This is a genomic window from Mycobacterium sp. (assembly GCF_035274705.1).
Taxonomy (GTDB): domain Bacteria; phylum Actinomycetota; class Actinomycetes; order Mycobacteriales; family Mycobacteriaceae; genus Mycobacterium.
In genome coordinates this window covers 1-18,284 of record NZ_DATENY010000088.1, presented here as the reverse complement: position 1 = coordinate 18,284, position 18,284 = coordinate 1, and the positions used below count along the sequence as shown (strand labels likewise).

Annotated in this window: 18 protein-coding genes; 14 read left to right on the top strand and 4 right to left on the bottom strand. The window is 62.5% G+C overall.

From position 1 onward, the window contains the following. Positions 1–476 precede the first annotated feature (476 nt). From VJV41_RS18815 to VJV41_RS18755, 13 genes are all read left to right on the top strand, one after another. Complete coding sequence (locus VJV41_RS18815; protein WP_325336399.1) at positions 477–1,190, top strand: polysaccharide deacetylase family protein; 714 nt, start codon at positions 477–479, stop codon at positions 1,188–1,190. 2 nt (positions 1,191–1,192) lie between these two features. Continuing rightward, the gene (locus VJV41_RS18810) at positions 1,193–1,618 is read left to right on the top strand and encodes a hypothetical protein (protein ID WP_325336397.1); all 426 of its coding nucleotides are present in this window, start codon (positions 1,193–1,195) and stop codon (positions 1,616–1,618) included. A gap of 205 nt (positions 1,619–1,823) precedes the next feature. Further along, the gene (locus VJV41_RS18805) at positions 1,824–2,591 is read left to right on the top strand and encodes an ABC transporter permease (RefSeq protein ID WP_325336395.1); all 768 of its coding nucleotides are present in this window, start codon (positions 1,824–1,826) and stop codon (positions 2,589–2,591) included. Then, entirely contained in the window at positions 2,588–3,442 is an 855-nt protein-coding gene (locus VJV41_RS18800) for an ABC transporter permease (protein WP_325336393.1), read from the top strand. Before VJV41_RS18805 ends, VJV41_RS18800 begins: the two co-directional genes overlap by 4 nt. A gap of 4 nt (positions 3,443–3,446) precedes the next feature. After that, the gene (locus tag VJV41_RS18795; protein ID WP_325336391.1) at positions 3,447–4,925 is read left to right on the top strand and encodes an MCE family protein; all 1,479 of its coding nucleotides are present in this window, start codon (positions 3,447–3,449) and stop codon (positions 4,923–4,925) included. Next, a complete protein-coding gene (locus VJV41_RS18790) occupies positions 4,925–5,953 on the top strand; it encodes a virulence factor Mce family protein (RefSeq protein ID WP_325336389.1) in 1,029 nt (342 codons plus the stop codon). Before VJV41_RS18795 ends, VJV41_RS18790 begins: the two co-directional genes overlap by 1 nt. Next, on the top strand, positions 5,950–7,233 hold the full coding sequence (locus VJV41_RS18785) for an MCE family protein (RefSeq protein ID WP_325336387.1): 1,284 nt from the start codon (positions 5,950–5,952) through the stop codon (positions 7,231–7,233). Before VJV41_RS18790 ends, VJV41_RS18785 begins: the two co-directional genes overlap by 4 nt. Continuing rightward, positions 7,230–8,558 carry an MCE family protein gene (locus tag VJV41_RS18780; protein WP_325336385.1) on the top strand — a complete coding sequence of 443 codons (1,329 nt, stop codon included), beginning with the start codon at positions 7,230–7,232 and terminating at the stop codon, positions 8,556–8,558. Before VJV41_RS18785 ends, VJV41_RS18780 begins: the two co-directional genes overlap by 4 nt. Continuing rightward, positions 8,555–9,688: a virulence factor Mce family protein gene (locus VJV41_RS18775; protein ID WP_325336383.1), complete on the top strand. Its 1,134-nt coding sequence runs from the start codon at positions 8,555–8,557 to the stop codon at positions 9,686–9,688. Before VJV41_RS18780 ends, VJV41_RS18775 begins: the two co-directional genes overlap by 4 nt. A gap of 9 nt (positions 9,689–9,697) precedes the next feature. Then, positions 9,698–11,185, top strand: a complete 1,488-nt coding sequence (locus VJV41_RS18770) for an MlaD family protein (RefSeq protein WP_325336492.1) — start codon at positions 9,698–9,700, stop codon at positions 11,183–11,185. A gap of 37 nt (positions 11,186–11,222) precedes the next feature. Then, complete coding sequence (locus VJV41_RS18765) at positions 11,223–11,828, top strand: mammalian cell entry protein (RefSeq protein ID WP_325336381.1); 606 nt, start codon at positions 11,223–11,225, stop codon at positions 11,826–11,828. Next, entirely contained in the window at positions 11,825–12,490 is a 666-nt protein-coding gene (locus tag VJV41_RS18760; RefSeq protein WP_325336379.1) for a hypothetical protein, read from the top strand. The genes VJV41_RS18765 and VJV41_RS18760 overlap by 4 nt, the downstream gene beginning before the upstream one ends. Before the next feature lie 127 nt (positions 12,491–12,617). Beyond that, positions 12,618–13,061, top strand: coding sequence for a CAP domain-containing protein (locus VJV41_RS18755; RefSeq protein WP_414684998.1), 444 nt, complete (start codon positions 12,618–12,620; stop codon positions 13,059–13,061). Positions 13,062–13,128: 67 nt separating this feature from the next. Here VJV41_RS18755 and VJV41_RS18750 read toward each other — a convergent pair whose 3' ends face one another. From VJV41_RS18750 to VJV41_RS18740, 3 genes are all read right to left on the bottom strand, one after another. Next, on the bottom strand, positions 13,129–13,584 hold the full coding sequence (locus VJV41_RS18750) for a limonene-1,2-epoxide hydrolase family protein (protein ID WP_325336376.1): 456 nt from the start codon (positions 13,582–13,584) through the stop codon (positions 13,129–13,131). A 30-nt stretch (positions 13,585–13,614) separates the two neighbouring features. Then, positions 13,615–14,724 (bottom strand): alcohol dehydrogenase catalytic domain-containing protein, encoded by a 1,110-nt coding sequence (locus VJV41_RS18745; RefSeq protein WP_325336374.1) that lies wholly within the window; start codon positions 14,722–14,724, stop codon positions 13,615–13,617. A 111-nt stretch (positions 14,725–14,835) separates the two neighbouring features. Further along, positions 14,836–15,852, bottom strand: coding sequence for a VOC family protein (locus tag VJV41_RS18740; RefSeq protein ID WP_325336372.1), 1,017 nt, complete (start codon positions 15,850–15,852; stop codon positions 14,836–14,838). A 243-nt stretch (positions 15,853–16,095) separates the two neighbouring features. Here VJV41_RS18740 and VJV41_RS18735 point away from each other — a divergent pair, with 243 nt between their 5' ends. Then, positions 16,096–17,073, top strand: a complete 978-nt coding sequence (locus tag VJV41_RS18735; protein ID WP_325336370.1) for a quinone oxidoreductase — start codon at positions 16,096–16,098, stop codon at positions 17,071–17,073. Between the two features lie 97 nt (positions 17,074–17,170). On the opposite strand, the gene VJV41_RS18730 is transcribed toward VJV41_RS18735, so the two are convergent. After that, on the bottom strand, positions 17,171–17,953 hold the full coding sequence (locus VJV41_RS18730; protein WP_325336368.1) for an IclR family transcriptional regulator: 783 nt from the start codon (positions 17,951–17,953) through the stop codon (positions 17,171–17,173). Positions 17,954–18,284 lie beyond the last annotated feature (331 nt).

Sequence of the window (18,284 nt, the reverse complement as noted above, 5' to 3'; positions counted from 1 at the left end):
TCCCGGACAGGTAGTCGCAGCGCATCGGCTAAAGCGACATCTACGGCCTTGTATCAACGCCGAGTCTGGCGTGCCGGTGTCGAGTACCTTGTCTGAAGACACGGATTGGCGACAGGCGGACGTCTACGGTGTTCGCATTCGGAACACCTCAACGGTCTGGTTGCTCTGCACAGTGAGTGCCGCCACATTCGCACACGCACCAAGGGAGACATTTTGCCTAGCGACGACGGGTTCCACAGGGCGGAACACGGCGATTGCTGAAATCAAAGGTTGGTGCGCAAGATCCTCGACGCAGATGGCGACAGGATGAGCAAGCATCGCGTCCTGCGGGCAGGGGTGGAGGAGCGCGCGTGACGGCTACGGATGCCGGAGTCAAGAAGGGCACGCTCTGCCTGACCGTCGACAACCTTGGCGATGCGCTCGCGGTCGGCCGGGGCCGGGCGGCACGCCCCGACGCCGGGGAGACGAGTCTTCAAGTGGGCGTGCCGGCATTCCTGGAACTTTTCGCCGGCCTTGCGTTGAGAACGACATTCTTCGTCGAGGGGTGGAACGCACTGCATCATCGCGATGTGCTGCACCGGATTGCCGCGGCTGGCCACGAGATCGGGCTGCACGGATGGCTGCACGAGCACTGGGCCGACAACCTCGACGACCGCTCCCGTGAGCAATTGTTATGGGACGGAACTGCCGCCTTGCGGCTCGCCGGCTTCGATCCACTGGCATTCCGCGCGCCGGGCGGGTACCGGGGAAGCCGTACATTGGAGGTTCTCAGCGATCTGGGTTACCGCGTCGACAGCAGCATCGATAACGACAGTGGCGCAGAGGGTGAAACCCCGCAGCTCGAAATGCTGCCAGGCGGGATCCTTTCGATCCCTTGGACTTTCGACATGGCCGACTACTGGCACTACGTGTCGCCACCCGAGGGGCCTAGAAATCCGAACACCGTCGCCGAGCACTGGATCGAATTGATCGACACGGCCGCAGAGCGCGGCGGGCTGGTCACTTTGATCGTCCATCCGTTCGTCAGCGGTGTCGATGCCGCACGTATGGCTGCGCTGCATCGTGTGCTCGAACATGCCTTGAACCATCCCGGCATACAGGTGCAGAGCGCTGGCCAGGTGGCCGATACATACGCAGATTCCGGTAAACCTTCACTACCACAACGTATTTCCAATTCGACCGCAAGGTGACGATGAGCGAGAACACCACGACCGAGCCGGTTACAGAGCCCGTCATCATCCGCGTTTTCAGCGACGCTGAAGGTGAGACCTATTTCGACGAGATCAGTCTGCCTGGCGCAGCTCGCCAGTCCACAGTCTCGACCGCGATTGCCTGGATCTCGGAATCTGTTCCGGTGCGAAACATGGTGTGGCGCCGGGTGGAAAAGGACCATCCCAACACGACACCGCACGTGACCCCAACGCGCCAGCTGGTGATACCGCTGTCGGGTACGGCAGAGATCGAGGTCAGCACGGGCGAACGGCGCACAATCGCGCCAGGTCAGATCGTGCTCGGTGAGGACCTCACCGGCAAGGGCCACATCACGCGCGCCGTAGACGGCTCGACGCGGGTCACCCTGATCCTCGAACTCGGCGACGACCCCATACCCGGTGCCTGACCAACGATCGGCTTGGCGGTCGAAGTCGCGCGAAGACGACGTTTCCAAAAGGAGGTAGGGCAGTGACGCTCCACGAAGTGGTGGTGACCGACGTCGAGGCGCCCCGATCACCGAAGTTGGTTGCTCCCAACCGGTTCGCACGCTGGGCCGGCCAGAGTTCGGCTCGGACACCGTCGGTCAGGTACGCAGCGTCGGGGGTTACGCCATGACAATCCCCGTCGGCATTGCGACTCCGGTCCGTGTGGTCGGCGGCTTCTTCGCCATGTGTCTAGACACTTTTGTCTTGATGTTCCGGCCGCCTTGGGCGTGGCGGGAGTTCGTCCTTCAGACGTGGTTCGTGGCCCGCGTGTCTTTCGCGCCGGCCATCCTGATGGCCATCCCATTCGTCGTGCTCGGGTCCTACACGCTGAACATTCTGCTCGTCGAATTCGGCGCGGGTGACTTCTCCGGAGCGGGTCTGGCGTGGGGGGCGGTGACGCAGGGCGGCCCGATCGTGACAGTTCTGGTGATCTCCGGGGCGGCCGCGACCGCGATGTGCGCCGATCTTGGCGCCCGCACTATTCGTGAAGAGCTCGATGCGATGCGCGTGCTGGGCATCAACCCGATCCAAGCGCTGGTCGTTCCCCGCGTACTGGCCGCGACGCTGGTTTCGATTCTGCTCGCATCGGTGGTCACCATGGTCGGGCTCATCTGCGCATTCCTTTTCTCAGTCTTCCTGCAGCACATCACCCCCGGGGCGTTTGTCGCGGGCCTGACGGTGCTCGTCGGTGTGCCAGAGGTGGTCATATGCCTGATCAAGGCCGCGATCTTCGGTCTGGCGGGCAGCCTGATCGGGTGTTACAAGGGCCTGTCGGTGGGCGGCGGACCGGCCGGAGTCGGTAACGCCGTAAACGAGACCGTTGTCTACACGTTCCTGGCGCTGTTCGTGATCAACGTCCTCGCCACGGCCGTCGGAGTGAAGGCAACGATGTGACCCAATCAGCACCGAGCACACTTCATCCCGGGCTTCGCAGGCCCGTTGTTAACTTGGCTGAGGGCTGGATTCGGCTCGGCACGCAGGTCCGGTTCTACGCCGAGACTATTCGCGGTAGTTGGCATGCGATCGTCAACTATCCGAGCGAATTGCTGCGGCTGATCGCCGAAATGAGCCTCGGAGTCGGCGCGCTGGCGTTGATCGGTGGCGCAACGGTCATCATCGGCTTCCTGACGTTGTCGACGGGTTCACTGATCGCGATTCAGCTCTACCCCCAGCTGCAGGTCGTCGGTGTCGATGCTTTGGCCGGGTTCACCTCGGCCCTGCTCAACACTCGCTACCTCGGCCCATTGGTGGCCGGTATCGGTCTGGCCGCCACGATCGGCGCCGGCGCGACGGCGCAATTGGGCGCCATGCGAATCAGCGAGGAGATCGACGCGCTCGAGGTGATGAGCATCCGGGCGGTCTCCTATCTGTGTTCCACCCGACTGGTGGCCGGGGTCATCGTGGTCACGCCGCTGTATTGCGTCGCGGTGCTGGCGGCCTATACCGCTACCCGAGTCGGGACGACGGCCATCTACGGACAATCAACCGGCGTCTACGATCACTACTTCAACACGTTTCTCAATCCTTCTGACATTCTCTGGTCTTTGCTGCAAGCGGTGATCCTCGGCATCGTCGTGATGCTGGTGCACACCTACTACGGGTTCACCGCCACCGGCGGCCCGGCCGGTGTCGGCGACGCCGTGGGACGCGCAGTGCGCACCTCACTGGTCGCGGTGGTTGCCGTCACGCTGTTCGTCTCGCTGGCCATTTACGGCCCAACCGGCAACTTCCACCTTTCGGGATGACGGCATGAATACGACAAAAAGACATCGGCTGCACCCTGCGTGGTGGGCACTGCTTCTCGTTGCTCTGGTGGCCGTGTTCCTCTTTGCCACACTGGCGCGGTTTACCGGCACATTCGACTCCATGGTGCCGGTCGTGTTGACCTCGGATCGGGCAGGGCTCGTGATGGAGCCCGACGCGAAGGTCAAGCTGCGGGGCGTGCAAGTAGGCAAGGTCAGCCGCATTCGCTCCGCCGATGACTCGGTGCGTCTCAACCTCGAGATCTACCCCGATCAACTCAAGTACATCCCCGCCAACGTGGCGGCACAGATCCGGGCCACCACCGTATTCGGCGCAAAATACGTGGACCTCATCTATCCCGACGATCCCAGCCCCAAGCGCCTGGCCGCTGGTGCGGTCATCAAGTCGCAAAACGTGACGAGCGAGGTGAACACCGTCTTCCAAAACCTCGTTGGCTTACTGAAACAAATCGACCCGGCCAAACTCAACGCCGTCCTCGCGGCGTTCTCTGAGGGTCTGCGCGGGCAAGGACAATCGCTCGGCGAGGCGATCACCGACGCGAACCAGGTTCTGTTGGAGCTGAACCCGCGCTCGGAGACGATTCGGCGCGACTGGCGATCGTTGAAGGGTTTCAGCGACACTTACAGCGCCGCAGCCAAGAACATCATGACGGTGCTCGACGCCGCCAGCACCACCAGTACAACCGTCACCAGCCATGCGGCTGAACTGGATGCGTTGTTGCTCAATATCATTGGGTTGTCGCACAGCGGTATCACCCTGTTCGGCCCCAACAAGGACAACTTCGTCCACGGGGTCAACGATCTTGAACCCACGACGGCATTGCTGCTCAAGTACAACCCCGAGTACACCTGCACGTTGGTGGGCGCTCACAAATCCCTCACCGACTACCACCTCTACGACGTCACCGGAGGAAATGGGTTCTCCGGGGTCTCCTCGGCGAGCGTCGTGTGGGGCCATGACCCGTACCGGTACCCGGACAATCTGCCGATCATCGGAGCCAAGGGTGGTCCGGGCGGCAAACCGGGGTGTGGTTCGTTGCCCGATGTCTCCAAGAACTTTCCGGTCCGCCAATTGGTCACCAACACCGGCTTTGGTACCGGGATGGATTGGCGGCCCAACCCGGGTATCGGTTTTCCCGGCTGGGCGAATTATTTTCCGGTCACTCGCGCGGTGCCTGAGCCGCCGAGCATCCGCTATCTCGGCGGCCCCGCGCCCGGTCCGGCACCGGCTTACCCGGGCGGGCCGCCCTACGGCGCTCCGTGGTACGCGCCGGACGGCACACCGCTGTTTCCGGGCCTGCCACCGGGGGTGCCCTCGGATTCACCGCCGCCGGATCCGTCACACCCACCCCCAGGTGCGCAACCGCCTGCACCGCCGGTGGCGCCGCCACCGTCGCAGCCAGCACCACTTGCATCAGACCCGGGCGCTAGTGAAGGGCCACCAGTAATGAGCGGGCAACAGTAATGAGAAACAAACTGGCAGGCGCCATGTGGCGCGCGGGCATCTTCGTTGCGGTGTGTCTGTTCTTCCTGGGCGCGATGTTCGCGATATTCGCCCAGCTGCGCTTCCAGCGCGAAACCCTGTACACGGCAGAGTTTTCCAATGTGTCCGGGCTTGAGGAGGGCAACTTCGTCCGCGTCGCCGGCGTGGAAGTCGGTAAAGTCAAACACCTTTCGCTGCGTCCAGACACATCGGTCTCTGTGCAGTTCAGTACCGACGACTCTGTGGTGCTGACGGCGGGCACCCGGGCCGTCATCCGCTACGACGACCTGGTCGGCGGGCGCTACCTGGCGCTAGAGGAAGGCGCCGGCAGTACCGCCGCGCTCAAGCGCGGTGCCACCATCCCGCTCGCGAACACCTCACCGGCCTTGGACATAGATGCGCTGGTCGGCGGCTTCCGGCCGCTGTTCCGCGCGCTGGATCCCAATCAGGTCAACGCATTGTCGGGCCAGCTGATCGATGCCTTCGAAGGCCAGGGTGAAACGATCAGCGGGTTTTTCGAGCAGACCGCCGCCCTGACCACCCAGCTCGCGAACCGCGATCAGCTCATCGGACAGGTCATCACCAACCTGAACACGGTGCTGGGCTCGCTAAGCGACCAGAACACCCAGTTCGCCAAGGCGGTCGACTCGTTGTCGCACCTGGTTTCCACCCTGGCCGAGCGCAAGCAGGACATCAGCAATTCGGTGGCGTACACCAACGCCGCCGCGGGCTCCATCGCCGATCTGCTGTCGCAGTCGCGCCCGCCCCTGCAAAAGGTCGTCCATGAAACCGACCGCAGCTCAGGAATCGTCGTGGCCGATCACGACTATGTCGACAATCTCATCGCGACGCTTCCCGAGGCCTACCAGGCACTCAGTCGGCAGGGACTGTATGGAGACTTCTTCGGCTTCTATCTGTGCAACCTATCGCTGAAAGTCAACGGCAAGGGGGGCCAGCCAGTGATCATCAAGGTCATCAGTCAGCCGAGTGGGCGGTGCGCACCGAAGTGAAGTCATTTTCTGAACGTAGCCCCTTCGTCATCGGCGCGATCGGGCTTGGATTGACGGCCGCTATCGTCGTGGCGGCGCTGAATTACGACAAAGTGCCGTTCATCACCCAGGAGAAGCAGTACTCGGCCTACTTCGCCGAAGCCGGCGGCTTGAATGCGGGTGCGGCGGTGCAGGTTTCGGGGATGCGTGTGGGTCAGGTGGAGAGCCTGGGCCTGGACGGGCCTCGGGTTCTGGTCAAATTCAACGTCGACAAAGATATTCGGCTCGGTGACCGCAGCGAGGCGGCCATCAAGACCCGCACCGTGCTGGGCGCCAAGATCGTCGAGCTCACCCCACGTGGCGAGGGCCAACTGCCCGGACCGATCCCGCTCGACCGGACACAGTCGCCCTATCAGCTGCCCGATGCCCTCGGTGATCTGGCGCTGACCATCAGCGGACTCAACACCGAGCAGTTGTCCCAGTCTCTGGCGACGCTGTCTGAGACGTTCAAAGACACCCCGCCCGCGCTGAAAGTGGCGCTGCAAGGAGTTACCCAATTCTCGAACACCCTGAACCGTCGAGACCAGCAGCTGCGCGAGCTGTTGGTCAATGCGAACAAGACAACAGCGGTTTTGGCTGAGCGCAGTGATCAGGTGGTCAGCCTGGTCGCTGACACGAACGCACTCTTGGCTGACCTGCAAGAGCAAAGCGCGGCACTAGACCAGATCTCCAACAACGTGTCGGCGTTTGCCGGCCAGATCAAAGGCTTCATTGCCGAAAACCGTGACACCTTCAAACCTGCTTTCGACAAACTCAACGGCGTCCTCACGATCCTCGACAACCGCAAAGCGGTGCTGCAGAAGATCATCAAAATGCTGAATGCATACACGTTGTCGCTGGGCGAATCGGCGTCCTCGGGGCCATTTTTCAACGCCTACATCGCCAATCTCCTGCCCGGGCAGTTCTTGCAGCCGTTTGTCGATGCCGCGTTCTCCGATCTCGGCTTGGACCCCAACGTCCTGATGCCCTCGCAGCTCACCGATCCGCAGGTGGGCCAGCGAGCGACGCCGGCACTTCCGGTGCCATATCCACGGACCGGTCAGGGCGGTGAGCCACGGTTGACGATCCCAGATGCGATCACCGGCAACCCCGCCGACCGTCCGTGCGGGTTGCCCGGCTTGCCGTTACCCGGTCCTGGTTGCTATCCCTATCGGGAACCGCTGCCCGCACCGCCTCCTGGCGGACCGCCGCCAGGGCCGCCCGCGTTAGCGCCGCCGGCACCTGAAGGAGCTCAACAGTGAGGACACGACGCTTCAGATTCGGTCTGGCCACCGCTTTGGTGCTGGCGTTGATAGCCGGGTTGTTCGTTGTGCTGAGGCCAGGTGGCGAGTTCAATCGCATCCACGTGGCGGGGTACTTCGCCAACAGCACAGGCATTTTCGTCGGCGACGACGTGCGGATCCTCGGCATTCCCGTGGGCAAGATCGACCAGATCGAGCCCCAGGGCACCCGCGTCAAGATCGGGTTTTGGTACGACGGCAGTCAGAAGGTGCCGGCCGACGCGAAAGCCGTCGTGCTGTCGCCGGCGCTGGTGCCTGCGCGCGCCATTCAACTGACTCCGGCCTATACCGGCGGACCCGTGATGGCTGAGGGCGCCGTGATCCCGCAGGACCGCACGGCGGTTCCGGTGGAATGGGACGACCTACGCGCACAACTCCAAAAACTCACGGCGACGCTCGAACCGACGCAACCCGGTGGTGTCAGCACATTGGGCGCCTTCGTCAACACCGCGGCGGATAACCTGCGCGGTCAAGGCGCCAACATCCGACAAACCATCATTGAACTGTCACAAGCATTTTCGGCGTTGGGTGATCACAGCAACGACATCTTCAGCACAATCAAGAACCTATCGATCCTGGTGTCAGCGCTACGGAGCAGCACCGACGTCATCCGTCAGCTGAACGTGAATCTGGCCACCTCGACGACCCTTCTGTCCAACAGTCCTAACGAGATCGGCAATGCGGTACGCGACATCAATGCCGTGGTCGGCGATGTGCAGCAATTCGTCGCCGCGAATAGGGAAACGCTGGGGACCACGTCAGACAAGCTGGCGTCGGTGAGCACCGCGCTGGTGGAGAGCCTCGACGACATCAAGCAGACGCTTCACGTCGCCCCGAACACGGCCCAGAATTTCATCAACATCTATCACCCGGCAGAGGCCGGCATAGACGGTGCAGCCGTGCTGAATACCTTTGCGAGCCCGATCACGTTCCTGTGCGGCGCCATCCAGGCTGCGTCGCGCATGGGTGCCGAGCAGTCAGCGAAGCTGTGCGCACAGTATCTGGCGCCGATCTTCAAGAACCGCCAGTACAACTTCCCGCCTTTGGGTTTCAACCTGTTTGTCGGCGCGACTGCGCGTCCGAACGAGTTGACCTACAGCGAGGACTGGTTGCGTCCCGATTATGTCCCGCCCCAGCCGGCGGGCGCGGCGCAGTCGGCCAACATGCCACCGCCACCCGACGCACCACCCCTACCCGCGGAGGCGCAACAATTTCCCGAGGCACACCAGACCAATCCGGCGGATGGCTTGCAGGGCATGATGATTCCATCCGGAGCGGGATCATGATCCGGCGGTCGGCAGCCGGTGTGGCCGCACTCGGACTGGTGATCGTTCTCGCGCTGTCGGGCTGCGGCTGGCGCGGGGCGAACACGCTGCCGTTACCGGGGACCGAGGGCCGTGGCCCGGGTTCCTACACGATTCAGGCGCAGCTGCCCGACGTCGACAACATTCAGCGCAATTCCCGTGTTCAGGTCGGGGATGTCACCGTCGGCACCGTGACCAAAATCGAACGGCAGGGCTGGCATGCGCTGGTGACGATGACCATCAACGGTGACGTGCATCTTCCGGCCAACTCCACCGCCACGATCGGGCAAACCAGCCTACTGGGGTCCAAGCACATCGAGCTCAAGCCGGCCAAGAATGCTTCTCCGGAGGGCACGCTGCACGCCGGGTCGCTGATCCCGTTGTCGTCCGGAAGTGCCTATCCGACAACAGAACAGACCCTTGCCGCGGTATCGCTGTTGTTCAACGGCGGCGGGATCGGCCAGATCCAAGACATCACGCAGGCACTGAGTACCGCGTTCGCCGGCCGCGAGAACGATCTGCGCAGCCTCATTGAGCAGCTGAAGAAGTTCGCGGCCTACGTCAACGACCAGATCGATGACATAATCGCCGCCACCGACAGCCTGAACAACCTGGCCGGCCAGATCGCTGAGCAAAAACCGGTTCTCGACAAAGCGCTCAAGACTATCCCCGATGCACTAGCCGTCCTCAAGGACCAGCGTCAAAACCTGGCCGAGGCGTTCGACTCGGTTGGCAAGTTCAGTGCCTTGACCGCTGACTCGGTGAACCAAACCAAAGACAGCATCGTCAAGGAGCTCAACCAGCTGGGACCGGTGCTGCAATCGCTGGCCGACTCCGGCCCGGCGCTCACTCGATCGCTGAGCTTGTTCGCCACGTACCCGTGGCCGAAGGAGACCGTCGCAAACTGGTTCCGGGGCGACTTGGCCAACCTCAGCCCGGTCTTCGACCTGACGCTCAGCCGGCTCGACGTGAACTTACTTACTGGCACCCGCTTCGAGGGCGACCTCACCAAGCTCGAATTGCAGTGGGGCCGCACCATCGGCCAGATACCGAGCCCTTACACCGCCGGTAATCCATTGGTCGCTCCCTACCACTTCGACCAGGGGCCCTAGATGCGTAGATTGCATGTAAGAAAGAGAACCGCAGTCCAGCTGGCGGTCTTTGTCGCTGTCTCCCTGGCGTCTTCGACGATTCTGGCACTGGGATACATCCGCTTGCCTGATCTCGCGTTCGACGCCGGCCACTATGACGTCACCGTGGAGTTGCCCGAGTCGGGCGGCCTGTACCCGCGGGGCAACGTCACATACCTGGGCAGCGAAGTGGGTGAAGTGAAGGACGTCCGCCTCACCGACAACGGTGTGCAGGCTGTCCTGTCGCTGCAGTCAAACGTCGCGATTCCATCTGATCTCGACGCCGACGTGCACAGCCAGACGGCGATTGGTGAGCAGTATGTGGAGCTGCGGCCGCGCAATAACACCTCGCCGCCACTGAAAAGCGGTGATGTGATCCCACGGGATCGGACATCGGTGCCACCGGATGTCAACTCGCTGCTCGATGCGACCAACCGGGGCCTGCAGGCCATCCCGGGGGACAATCTCAAGACCGTGATCGACGAGTCCTACACCGCCTTCGGGGGGTTGGGTCCCGAAATCGCCCGGCTTGTCAAAGGTTCGAGCGCTCTGGCGACCGAAGCCCGAAAGCACCTGGGCGACTTGATCAATCTGACGGACAACTCCGCGCCGCTGCTGGACACCCAGACCGACACATCGGAGTCGGTCCAGGCCTGGGCCGCACACCTGGCCACCATCACCAGCCAGTTTCAAACCCGCGACAACGACGTGCAGGGGATTCTCAAAAACGGCCCAGGGGCAGCCGACGAGTCGCGTCAGCTGCTCGATCGGTTCCAGCCGACCCTGCCGATCGTACTGGCCAACCTCGTCAGCGTGGCGCCTGTGCTGGTCACATACCAGCCGAGCATCGAACAGTTGTTGGTCCTGCTGCCCATGAGTGTGGCGGAACTGCAGGGCTCCACTGTGGCCGGTAAGGACACCGGCTCCCCGGGCCTACAGCTGAACTTCACCCAGAACCTGAACCTACCGCGGCCGTGTTCCACCGGCTTCCTACCGCCGCAGCAAATGCTATCCCCCAGCGTAACTGAGCACCCGGACCGTCCGGCGGGTGACTTGTACTGCAGAATCCCGCAGGACTCGATGTGGAACGTCCGCGGAGCGCGCAACCTTCCCTGCATCACGCGGCCGGGAAAGCGGGCTCCCACGGTGAAGATGTGCGAGAGCGACGAGAACTATGTGCCGCTCAACGACGGCTACAACTGGAAGGGCGACCCGAACGCCACGTTGTCCGGCCAGGACATCCCCCAATTGCCTCCGGAGTCGGCGCAGGCGTCGGCAGGTGCCCAAACCCCCCCCGCCCCTGCGGCAGGCGCCGGCTCCGGTCCCGCACCACCGCCGATAGCGGCAGCCCAATACGATCCGGCGACCGGACGTTACATCGGACCCGACGGGCGAATTTACACCCAGAGCAACCTCAGTCAGAGTGCACGCGACAGCCAGACATGGCAGAGCATGCTGGTGCCGCCACAGACGCCCTGAGCGTCCAGCGGACCCGACCAAACCACAAGGAGCACGTATGGCACTCGACACCGAGTCCGTACCCGCCGATGCACCAGAGTGCGACACTTCGGCAGAGGATGGCGAACCCGGTGCCGAACTGCCTTTCCAGGAAAAGCCAAGTGAGACAACAAAAGCCACCCGCACGACTGTGCGACTGGGACTCTTCGTCGGCCTCCTGATCATTGCGGCCTTGGCCGGACTCGTTGGCTGGCTTGGATTCAGGCAAAGCCAGGCACAACACGATCAGCAAAAACGAGGATTGTTCCTTCAGGTCGGTCGGCAAGCAGCGCTCAATCTAACGACGATCAATTACACGCACGTCGATGCCGATGTGCAACGAATCCTCGATTCGTCGACCGGGGGATTCCACGATGATTTTCGCAATCGCTCGCAGCCGTTCATCGACGTTGTCAAGCAGGCGCAATCCACCACCGAGGGCTCGATCACCGAGGCCGGCCTGGAATCGATGCAAGGCGACACAGCACAGGTGCTCGTTGTCGTTTCGGTGAAGATGTCCAATGCCGGTGTGGCGCAGGAACAACCACGGGCATGGCGGATGCGCGTGGAAGTGCAGAAGATCGGCGACAGCGCGAAAGTCTCTAACGTCCAGTTCGTGCCATGAGCATGCCGATACCGATGACAACAGGGAAGGCGATGCCTGTGGGTGTCCGAATCGATGACGACTCCCCGATAACCGACTCGACAATCCGCGAGCATCCAAAGACTTTCGACGAAGCTGATGCCGGCAAATCCGACGATGCTGTGGACGTCGAAACCGTTGAGCCGCAGCGGGATCGGCGCCGATCGTGGCAACGTGTTCTCGCATTTGGCATTCTTCCGGCCGTGGCGATATTGCTAGCAGCGGCATCGGGATACCTGAAGTGGCTGGACTCCAGTGTCCGGGGCTCGCAAGTGGCGGCCGCACAATCGGTGCGTGCGGCAACCGAGGACACGATCACGATGCTGTCCTATCGCCCCGATAGTGTCGACAAAGACCTGACCAAGGCGATGGACCGCTTGACCGGCGCGTTCCGCGATTCGTACACACGCCTCATCAACGAAGTGGTAATACCTGGCGCCAAGGAAAAGCGAATCTCCGCGGTGGCGACCGTTCCGGCGGCCGCGTCGCTTTCAGCCACCGAAAAGCACGCCGTTGTCTTGGTTTTCGTCGACCAGACGACCACCATTGGCAACGATCCGCCGAGCGCCACCGCATCTAGCGTGCGCGTCACCCTCGAGAAAATCGGTGAGAAATGGCTCGTCTCACAGTTCGAGCCGATCTAACTCGGGCCGCCTCCGCGGTGGCGCTTGCGTTCGGTGGCGGCCTGAGTACCAGTAAGGGGCAGAACGAAAGGATGCCACTATGATCCACCGATACCGTCTCGCGGCGGTGACGTCATCGCTGCTTGCCATGGTCGCGGCGACGGTACTAACCATGCCAGCCGCACACGCCGACAACAAGCGGCTGAACAACAGTGTGGTGACCAACGTCTACACCATCCAGCACCAGGCAGGCTGCACTACCAAGATCAAGATCGACCCGCGACTGCAACTTGCCGCCCAATGGCACACCCTCGATGTGCTGAACAACCGGAGCCTTGACGGCGACCTCGGTTCGGACGGGTCAACGCCGCAAGACCGGGCCAACGCTGCCGGTTTCCGCGGCCAAGTGGCCGAAACCGTGGCGATCAACCCGGCACTGGCGATCAGCGGGATCGAGATCCTCAACCAGTGGTATTACAACCCTGCTTACCTCGCCATCATGCAAGACTGCGCGCACACGGCCATCGGTGTGTGGTCAGAGAACAGTCTGGACCGAACCGTCGTAGTGGCCGTCTACGGCCAGCCCGAGTAGACGCTGCAAAGCAGCAGGGACACAACACCGTTGATGCAACGCTAAAGCCGGCGCTTAGACCGGCGATTCAGCTGCGAGGTGGTTCATCGCGACTTTGGAGCTGTTGCCCGACGTGGTGTTCGATTCCGGGGTGGTCGGTCGGATTGTTGAGCTTGCCGAACTCGGTCACGAGGTCACCCATGTCGAAATAGTCGCTCCACTCGGCGATGACGCCGTCGCGCACGCGGAAACTGCCCATGACGGGAATGGCGATGCGTCTGCCCTCGGCGTTGTAGAACTCGTCGATTCGTTCCGTGAGCACCACGTCGTCTGACTGGGCAATCGCCAGTATCTCCCAGTTGACACGAAGCCGAGTGCCGATGCCGAACTCGTCGTTGAACACGCGCCAGGCCTCACGCCCACGAAGGGGCTCCATGGGGATGTTGTGGTAGAAGACATCTTCGGCGAGCAACTCGGCGGCATCGTCAATGCGGTTCTGGTTCAAGCGCTCGATGAACGTCTGAACCACTTCGGTTGGCGTCATGATCGTGGGTTTCCTTCTGAGCATGTGGAGTCAGGGACAGATGACGTAGTTGCTGAAACCGCCGTGGCGGTTCTTCAATAGTGCCAAAGCGTCGTTCACGTCGGCGAGTTTGAAGATCTCGTGCTCGAAGACCGACAGGTCAACTTGCCCGGTGGCGGCCATGTCGGCCATCTCTTGTCCATCTGCGGTGGTGAACCATGTGCTTCCGATGAACGAATGGTCCCTCGACATCGCCGCGAAAAGATCGATCGGCACGTGCTCCGTGACCCCACCGATGTTGACGTGAATGCCGCCTCGGCGCAGTGTGCTCATTGCGGCAAGCAGTGGCTCCTTCGGCGTCCCCGTGTAGAGGGCGTCAATGACAGCGGACACTCCGTCACCGTCGGTGATCCTGCGCGCCCAGTCCGCAACAGGCTCCTCGTTGTCGACGGAGTGGACCTCGATTCGCTCCGGATCAATGGCTCGGACCCGCTCGAGCAGCGCGCGGTCACGCCCCGTTCCGAGAATGCGCCGAGCACCTAGCGCTAGTGCGAACAAGGCAACTCCTAGCCCCAGCGTTCCGCTGATGCCGTTGACCAGCAGGGTGCTTCCGGGCCCTACTCCGGCGCGGCGAACGGCCCGATAGCCGGTGCCCAGATACCCCCAGCGTGCTGCCGTCTCGTATGGGACGTTGTCGGGCAGCTTGACGAGGCTGTACATCGGAGCCGTCATGAACTCGCTCAGTCCGCCGTACGGGTAATCGTCGAACAAGACCTGAGAGTCCTTGCTGAACCCGAAATAGCCATTGAACGTGAACGTAGAGCAGGACAGCGGCTGGCCGACCCGGCACTCTCGGCAGCCGCCGCAATACCGCGCGGGGTTCACGTACACCCGATCTCCTACGTCGATGCCGTGCGCTTGGGCGCCCTTCTCGACAACGACACCGGTGGTGTCCAGGCCGAAAATCGCCGGCAGTTTCGGCATGGTGAGGATTGGAAAGTCGTACAAGCGATTCAACACGTTGCCCAGGTTGGGCACGATTCCGCACGCTTTCACTTCGACCAGGACATCAGTGGGCCGTGGGACCGGCACCTCGATCTCATCTATGCGCAACGGTTCGCCGACCGTGTGCAGGCGCGCAGCGCGCATTGTGCGTGACATCGTCGTCCTCCTTGACCTGTGTGCCGTGCAATTTGCCGGTTAGTGATAAGAAATCGTCGACACGGGTTGGTCACCCATATCGCTTCGGCTCCACGGTGATTCAGGTGATGGTCAGCGGGCCGAGTGTTCGAGGACGTAGCGTTCGAGCGTCATGGGCCGTGGCGGGGTGCCGGGCGCCATGAGCTCGACACCGGTGAACTGCGATGCCTCGAAGTACCATTTCTCCAACGCGGGTAGCCCCCAGCGGTCGGCGGTGTTCAAGGAGGCCGCATCCCAGCGAACCGGCTCGATTTCGAGGTCGATCGACTGGGCGTGGTTGATGAATCCCTCGACCCGGTGTCCGTCAGGGTCGCGAAGGTACACGAACAAGATTCCACCAGGACCGTGCCGGCCGGGCCCTCGCTCGACCGACTCCTTGTAGTTCAGCCGCCCCGCCCAATCGCAGGCGTTGAAGATGTCTCTGGATTCCGGCACGACGTAGGCGAAATGATGCATGCGCGGCCCAGTGCCCTTCACGATCGCCAAGTCCAGCGTCGTGCCCTTGCGATACATGAACACCGCGGCCAAATCGTCGCCGTGAGCGATGTATTCGGAGATTCGAAAGCCCAGGGCGCTGTAGAACTCGACCAGCAGCAGGGGATCGGGCGCGAGGATCTGAAAATGATCGAACTGCTGGGCCATGGCGCCCCGGAACAGCCGGACTTCGTTGTACATCCGGGGCCGAGTCTCCATCGTTGCGCACAGCTCTAGCGGTGTGCCGGCGGGATCGCTGACATGCAAAGTCCGATCTTGATGCGGCTTATCGACCCACTCGGCGGGCAGGCCCCGCTCCGCGAAGTAGCGGTAGGCGACGTCGAGGTCCTCGTCGAAGAACACCCGAAAACCGAGTCGTCGCGAGGTGCCGGCATCCTCGGACTGCTCGAGGACGAGGCTGTGGTGGCATACCTCGGATAAGCCACGCAGATAACAAGTGTCGGCGTCCTCTTCCGTAACGATCAGACCCATGACGTTGGCGTAGAAGTTGCGACTCTCCGACACGTCGGCGACCGCCAGCCGGACGTGGCTAGCCCGGGTGATGTTGAACGGTGGGCGCAGGTCAACCGGAGGCAACATTCGCAGACTTCCCATCTTCGGAGCGTGAACTGATCACGCGGTGGGCAGGGCAGACATCAGCAACTCGATTCGCGGTGGGATGCCAGTCCTTCACCGAACTGCGGCATTCCTCACAACGCATGCGTTGTTGTTACGCGCACCACGGTGGGCAGGCGAGCCCATAGTTCCGCTGGGCGGACCCGCGGCTTCCCGTGAATCCTCCACCGGGTCTCAAGCTAGGGGTGTCGAGGATGCGCCTAACACAAGGAAGTCTGAGTCATGCGGGCTGCAGTCATTACCGCCTACGGCGGACCAGAGAACCTCGTTGTGCGCGATGTGGAAAGCCCCACACCGCGGCCGGGCAATGTCCTCGTGAGGGTCGAGGCGGCTGGCCTGAACTTCTGGGACATCATCGAACGCCGAGGGCGCCTTCCGGACCAGCCGCCGCCGCCGATGCGCGCCGGCGTCGAAGGAGCGGGGACGGTGGTCGCGGCGGCGGCCGACGTTCCAGAGCTGGCTGTCGGGGATCGCGTGATGTGGGCACATATTCCGGGAAGTCACGCGCAACTGGTCGAGGTGCCGGCTGCGGAGACCATGCCGCTTCCGCCATGGTTAAGCGCGACGGACGCAGCTGCGGTATGTGTGCAAGGACTTACCGCGCACTATCTTGCGAACTCCCTGCGCATAATGGCGGCCGGCGACAGCGCGCTGGTCTGGGCCGCCGCCGGAGGTGTGGGCCGGCTTCTCACACAAATGCTCGCCGCCAAGGGTGTACGCGTCATCGCGGCGATATCCAGTGAGGCCAAGGCCGAGGCGGCGCTGGCTGCCGGAGCCGAACGTGCCGTGTGTTATCCCGAGGTCGAGGCCGCCGTAGGGGAGATGACGGGCGGCGGCGTGGACGTCGTCTTCGACGGTGTTGGCGCACCGACGTTCGACACGAGCCTTGCCTGCGTTCGGCGCCGCGGGATGCTCGTTGTCTACGGAAACGCGGGCGGACCCCTAGAGCCGGTAGATCTACGCCGGTTCTTCACCGCCGGCTCGGTGTATCTTGTTCGCCCGGGCCTGACTCATTTCATTGCATCGCGGGAGGAGCTTTTGCACCGCGCGAAAGAACTTTTCGCGGCGATTGAGCGCGGCGAGCTGACCGTCCGGGTCGACAATGCCTATCCCCTCAGCGAAATTGCGGATGCCCATCGGGCTTTTGAGTCTCGAGCAATTGTTGGAAAGGTGGTTCTGTTGCCCCAGCAGGGCGTCTAGCGCGCTCACTTCAATGATGGTTGGCGGTCGGGTTGCTTACCTCACAACTGGAGGAATCGCTGGCCGAAGTCGGTGGGGCCAAATCGTTCGGAAGGCGTCAACAGGCCGACTTTGCAGTGACCGCCAAAGCGCGTTGAAGGCCGGCGGCAGCCGCTGCGACCTGAGCTGACGACCGCTTAAGCGCGGAGCTGTTCCATGGTCCGACACAGCCGATGGCGGCCGTTACACCGCCGGGAACCTTGACGGCTGCGGCGACCCCAGCGGTGCCCAAATGGAACTCCTCGTGGGAGACCGCCACACCCTGAGCCACAACACCGTCAAGGTGGCGCCTGATCAACGCGGGATGAACGATCGTCCGCCGCGTAATTGCTGGCAGCACACCGGGCCCAAGTAGCTTTTCGCGTTGCTCACGATCAAGACTTGCCGCGATAGCCTTGCCGACCGCGGTGCAGTGCAGTGGGACAGCAACACCGATAAGCGGTACTGACCGCAATTCCTGTGTGAACAGCCCGTCGATTATCAATGCCTTTCCACCGCTCAGAACAGCCAAGTCCGACGCCCCAGTGACACGCTGGAGGTCGAGCAGGTACGGCATGGCCGCCGCGCGGATCTCTCTGATGATCGGGTTGGCGTTGGCCAGCGCGAACATCTTTGTGCCGATTGAGAAGCCATCTGCTGAGTGCTCGAGCAGTCCGAGTTCGACGAGCTTCCAGCACATGCGATGCACGGTCGTCTTCGCCAACCCTGTTGCATCGACGAGCTCCATCATCGTCATGGGGCGCTTCAGTGCTGCACAGGCTTCGAGAACCGACAGGATGCGTTGCGCGACGGGATCCCGCGTCTGCAGCGCGCGGGCAGTGGCGCCATCCGGATCAGCCATCAACACCGTTTTGCTCCTCCACACCGATACCAGGGTTGCAGCCTGTCAGACCGATCGTCTGGACGTCGCCCGTTTCGCCGATTCGCATCACTATCGTCACCGTCTCCGTCTGTTACTCAGATCACCACCATAATCCTCGATTTTCGAAAATCAAGCTCGAGTCGGATCAAGCCAGGTGGAGCCGCCCGTGGGGCCACGCCGCCTAGATGAATAGGTCGGGTGCGAGGTCTTGCTCGCTGGCGTTGTCGTGGGCGTAGTGGGATAGGTCGGTGATTCCTGCGGCGGTCAGTACGTCGGCGTCGATGTAGCAGGTGCCGTTGCCGGCGGTGGG

What these genes read in the sequence shown, in the direction of transcription:
- VJV41_RS18810 (WP_325336397.1), top strand. Translation starts at nt 1,193, where the DNA reads ATGAGCGAGAACACCACGACCGAGCCGGTTACAGAGCCCGTCATCATC.
- VJV41_RS18805 (WP_325336395.1), top strand. Translation starts at nt 1,824, where the DNA reads ATGACAATCCCCGTCGGCATTGCGACTCCGGTCCGTGTGGTCGGCGGC.
- VJV41_RS18795 (WP_325336391.1), top strand. Translation starts at nt 3,447, where the DNA reads ATGAATACGACAAAAAGACATCGGCTGCACCCTGCGTGGTGGGCACTG.
- VJV41_RS18790 (WP_325336389.1), top strand. Translation starts at nt 4,925, where the DNA reads ATGAGAAACAAACTGGCAGGCGCCATGTGGCGCGCGGGCATCTTCGTT.
- VJV41_RS18775 (WP_325336383.1), top strand. Translation starts at nt 8,555, where the DNA reads ATGATCCGGCGGTCGGCAGCCGGTGTGGCCGCACTCGGACTGGTGATC.
- VJV41_RS18765 (WP_325336381.1), top strand. Translation starts at nt 11,223, where the DNA reads ATGGCACTCGACACCGAGTCCGTACCCGCCGATGCACCAGAGTGCGAC.
- VJV41_RS18760 (WP_325336379.1), top strand. Translation starts at nt 11,825, where the DNA reads ATGAGCATGCCGATACCGATGACAACAGGGAAGGCGATGCCTGTGGGT.
- VJV41_RS18755 (WP_414684998.1), top strand. Translation starts at nt 12,618, where the DNA reads ATGGTCGCGGCGACGGTACTAACCATGCCAGCCGCACACGCCGACAAC.
- VJV41_RS18750 (WP_325336376.1), bottom strand. Translation starts at nt 13,584, where the DNA reads ATGACGCCAACCGAAGTGGTTCAGACGTTCATCGAGCGCTTGAACCAG.
- VJV41_RS18745 (WP_325336374.1), bottom strand. Translation starts at nt 14,724, where the DNA reads ATGTCACGCACAATGCGCGCTGCGCGCCTGCACACGGTCGGCGAACCG.
- VJV41_RS18740 (WP_325336372.1), bottom strand. Translation starts at nt 15,852, where the DNA reads ATGGGAAGTCTGCGAATGTTGCCTCCGGTTGACCTGCGCCCACCGTTC.
- VJV41_RS18735 (WP_325336370.1), top strand. Translation starts at nt 16,096, where the DNA reads ATGCGGGCTGCAGTCATTACCGCCTACGGCGGACCAGAGAACCTCGTT.
- VJV41_RS18730 (WP_325336368.1), bottom strand. Translation starts at nt 17,953, where the DNA reads ATGGCTGATCCGGATGGCGCCACTGCCCGCGCGCTGCAGACGCGGGAT.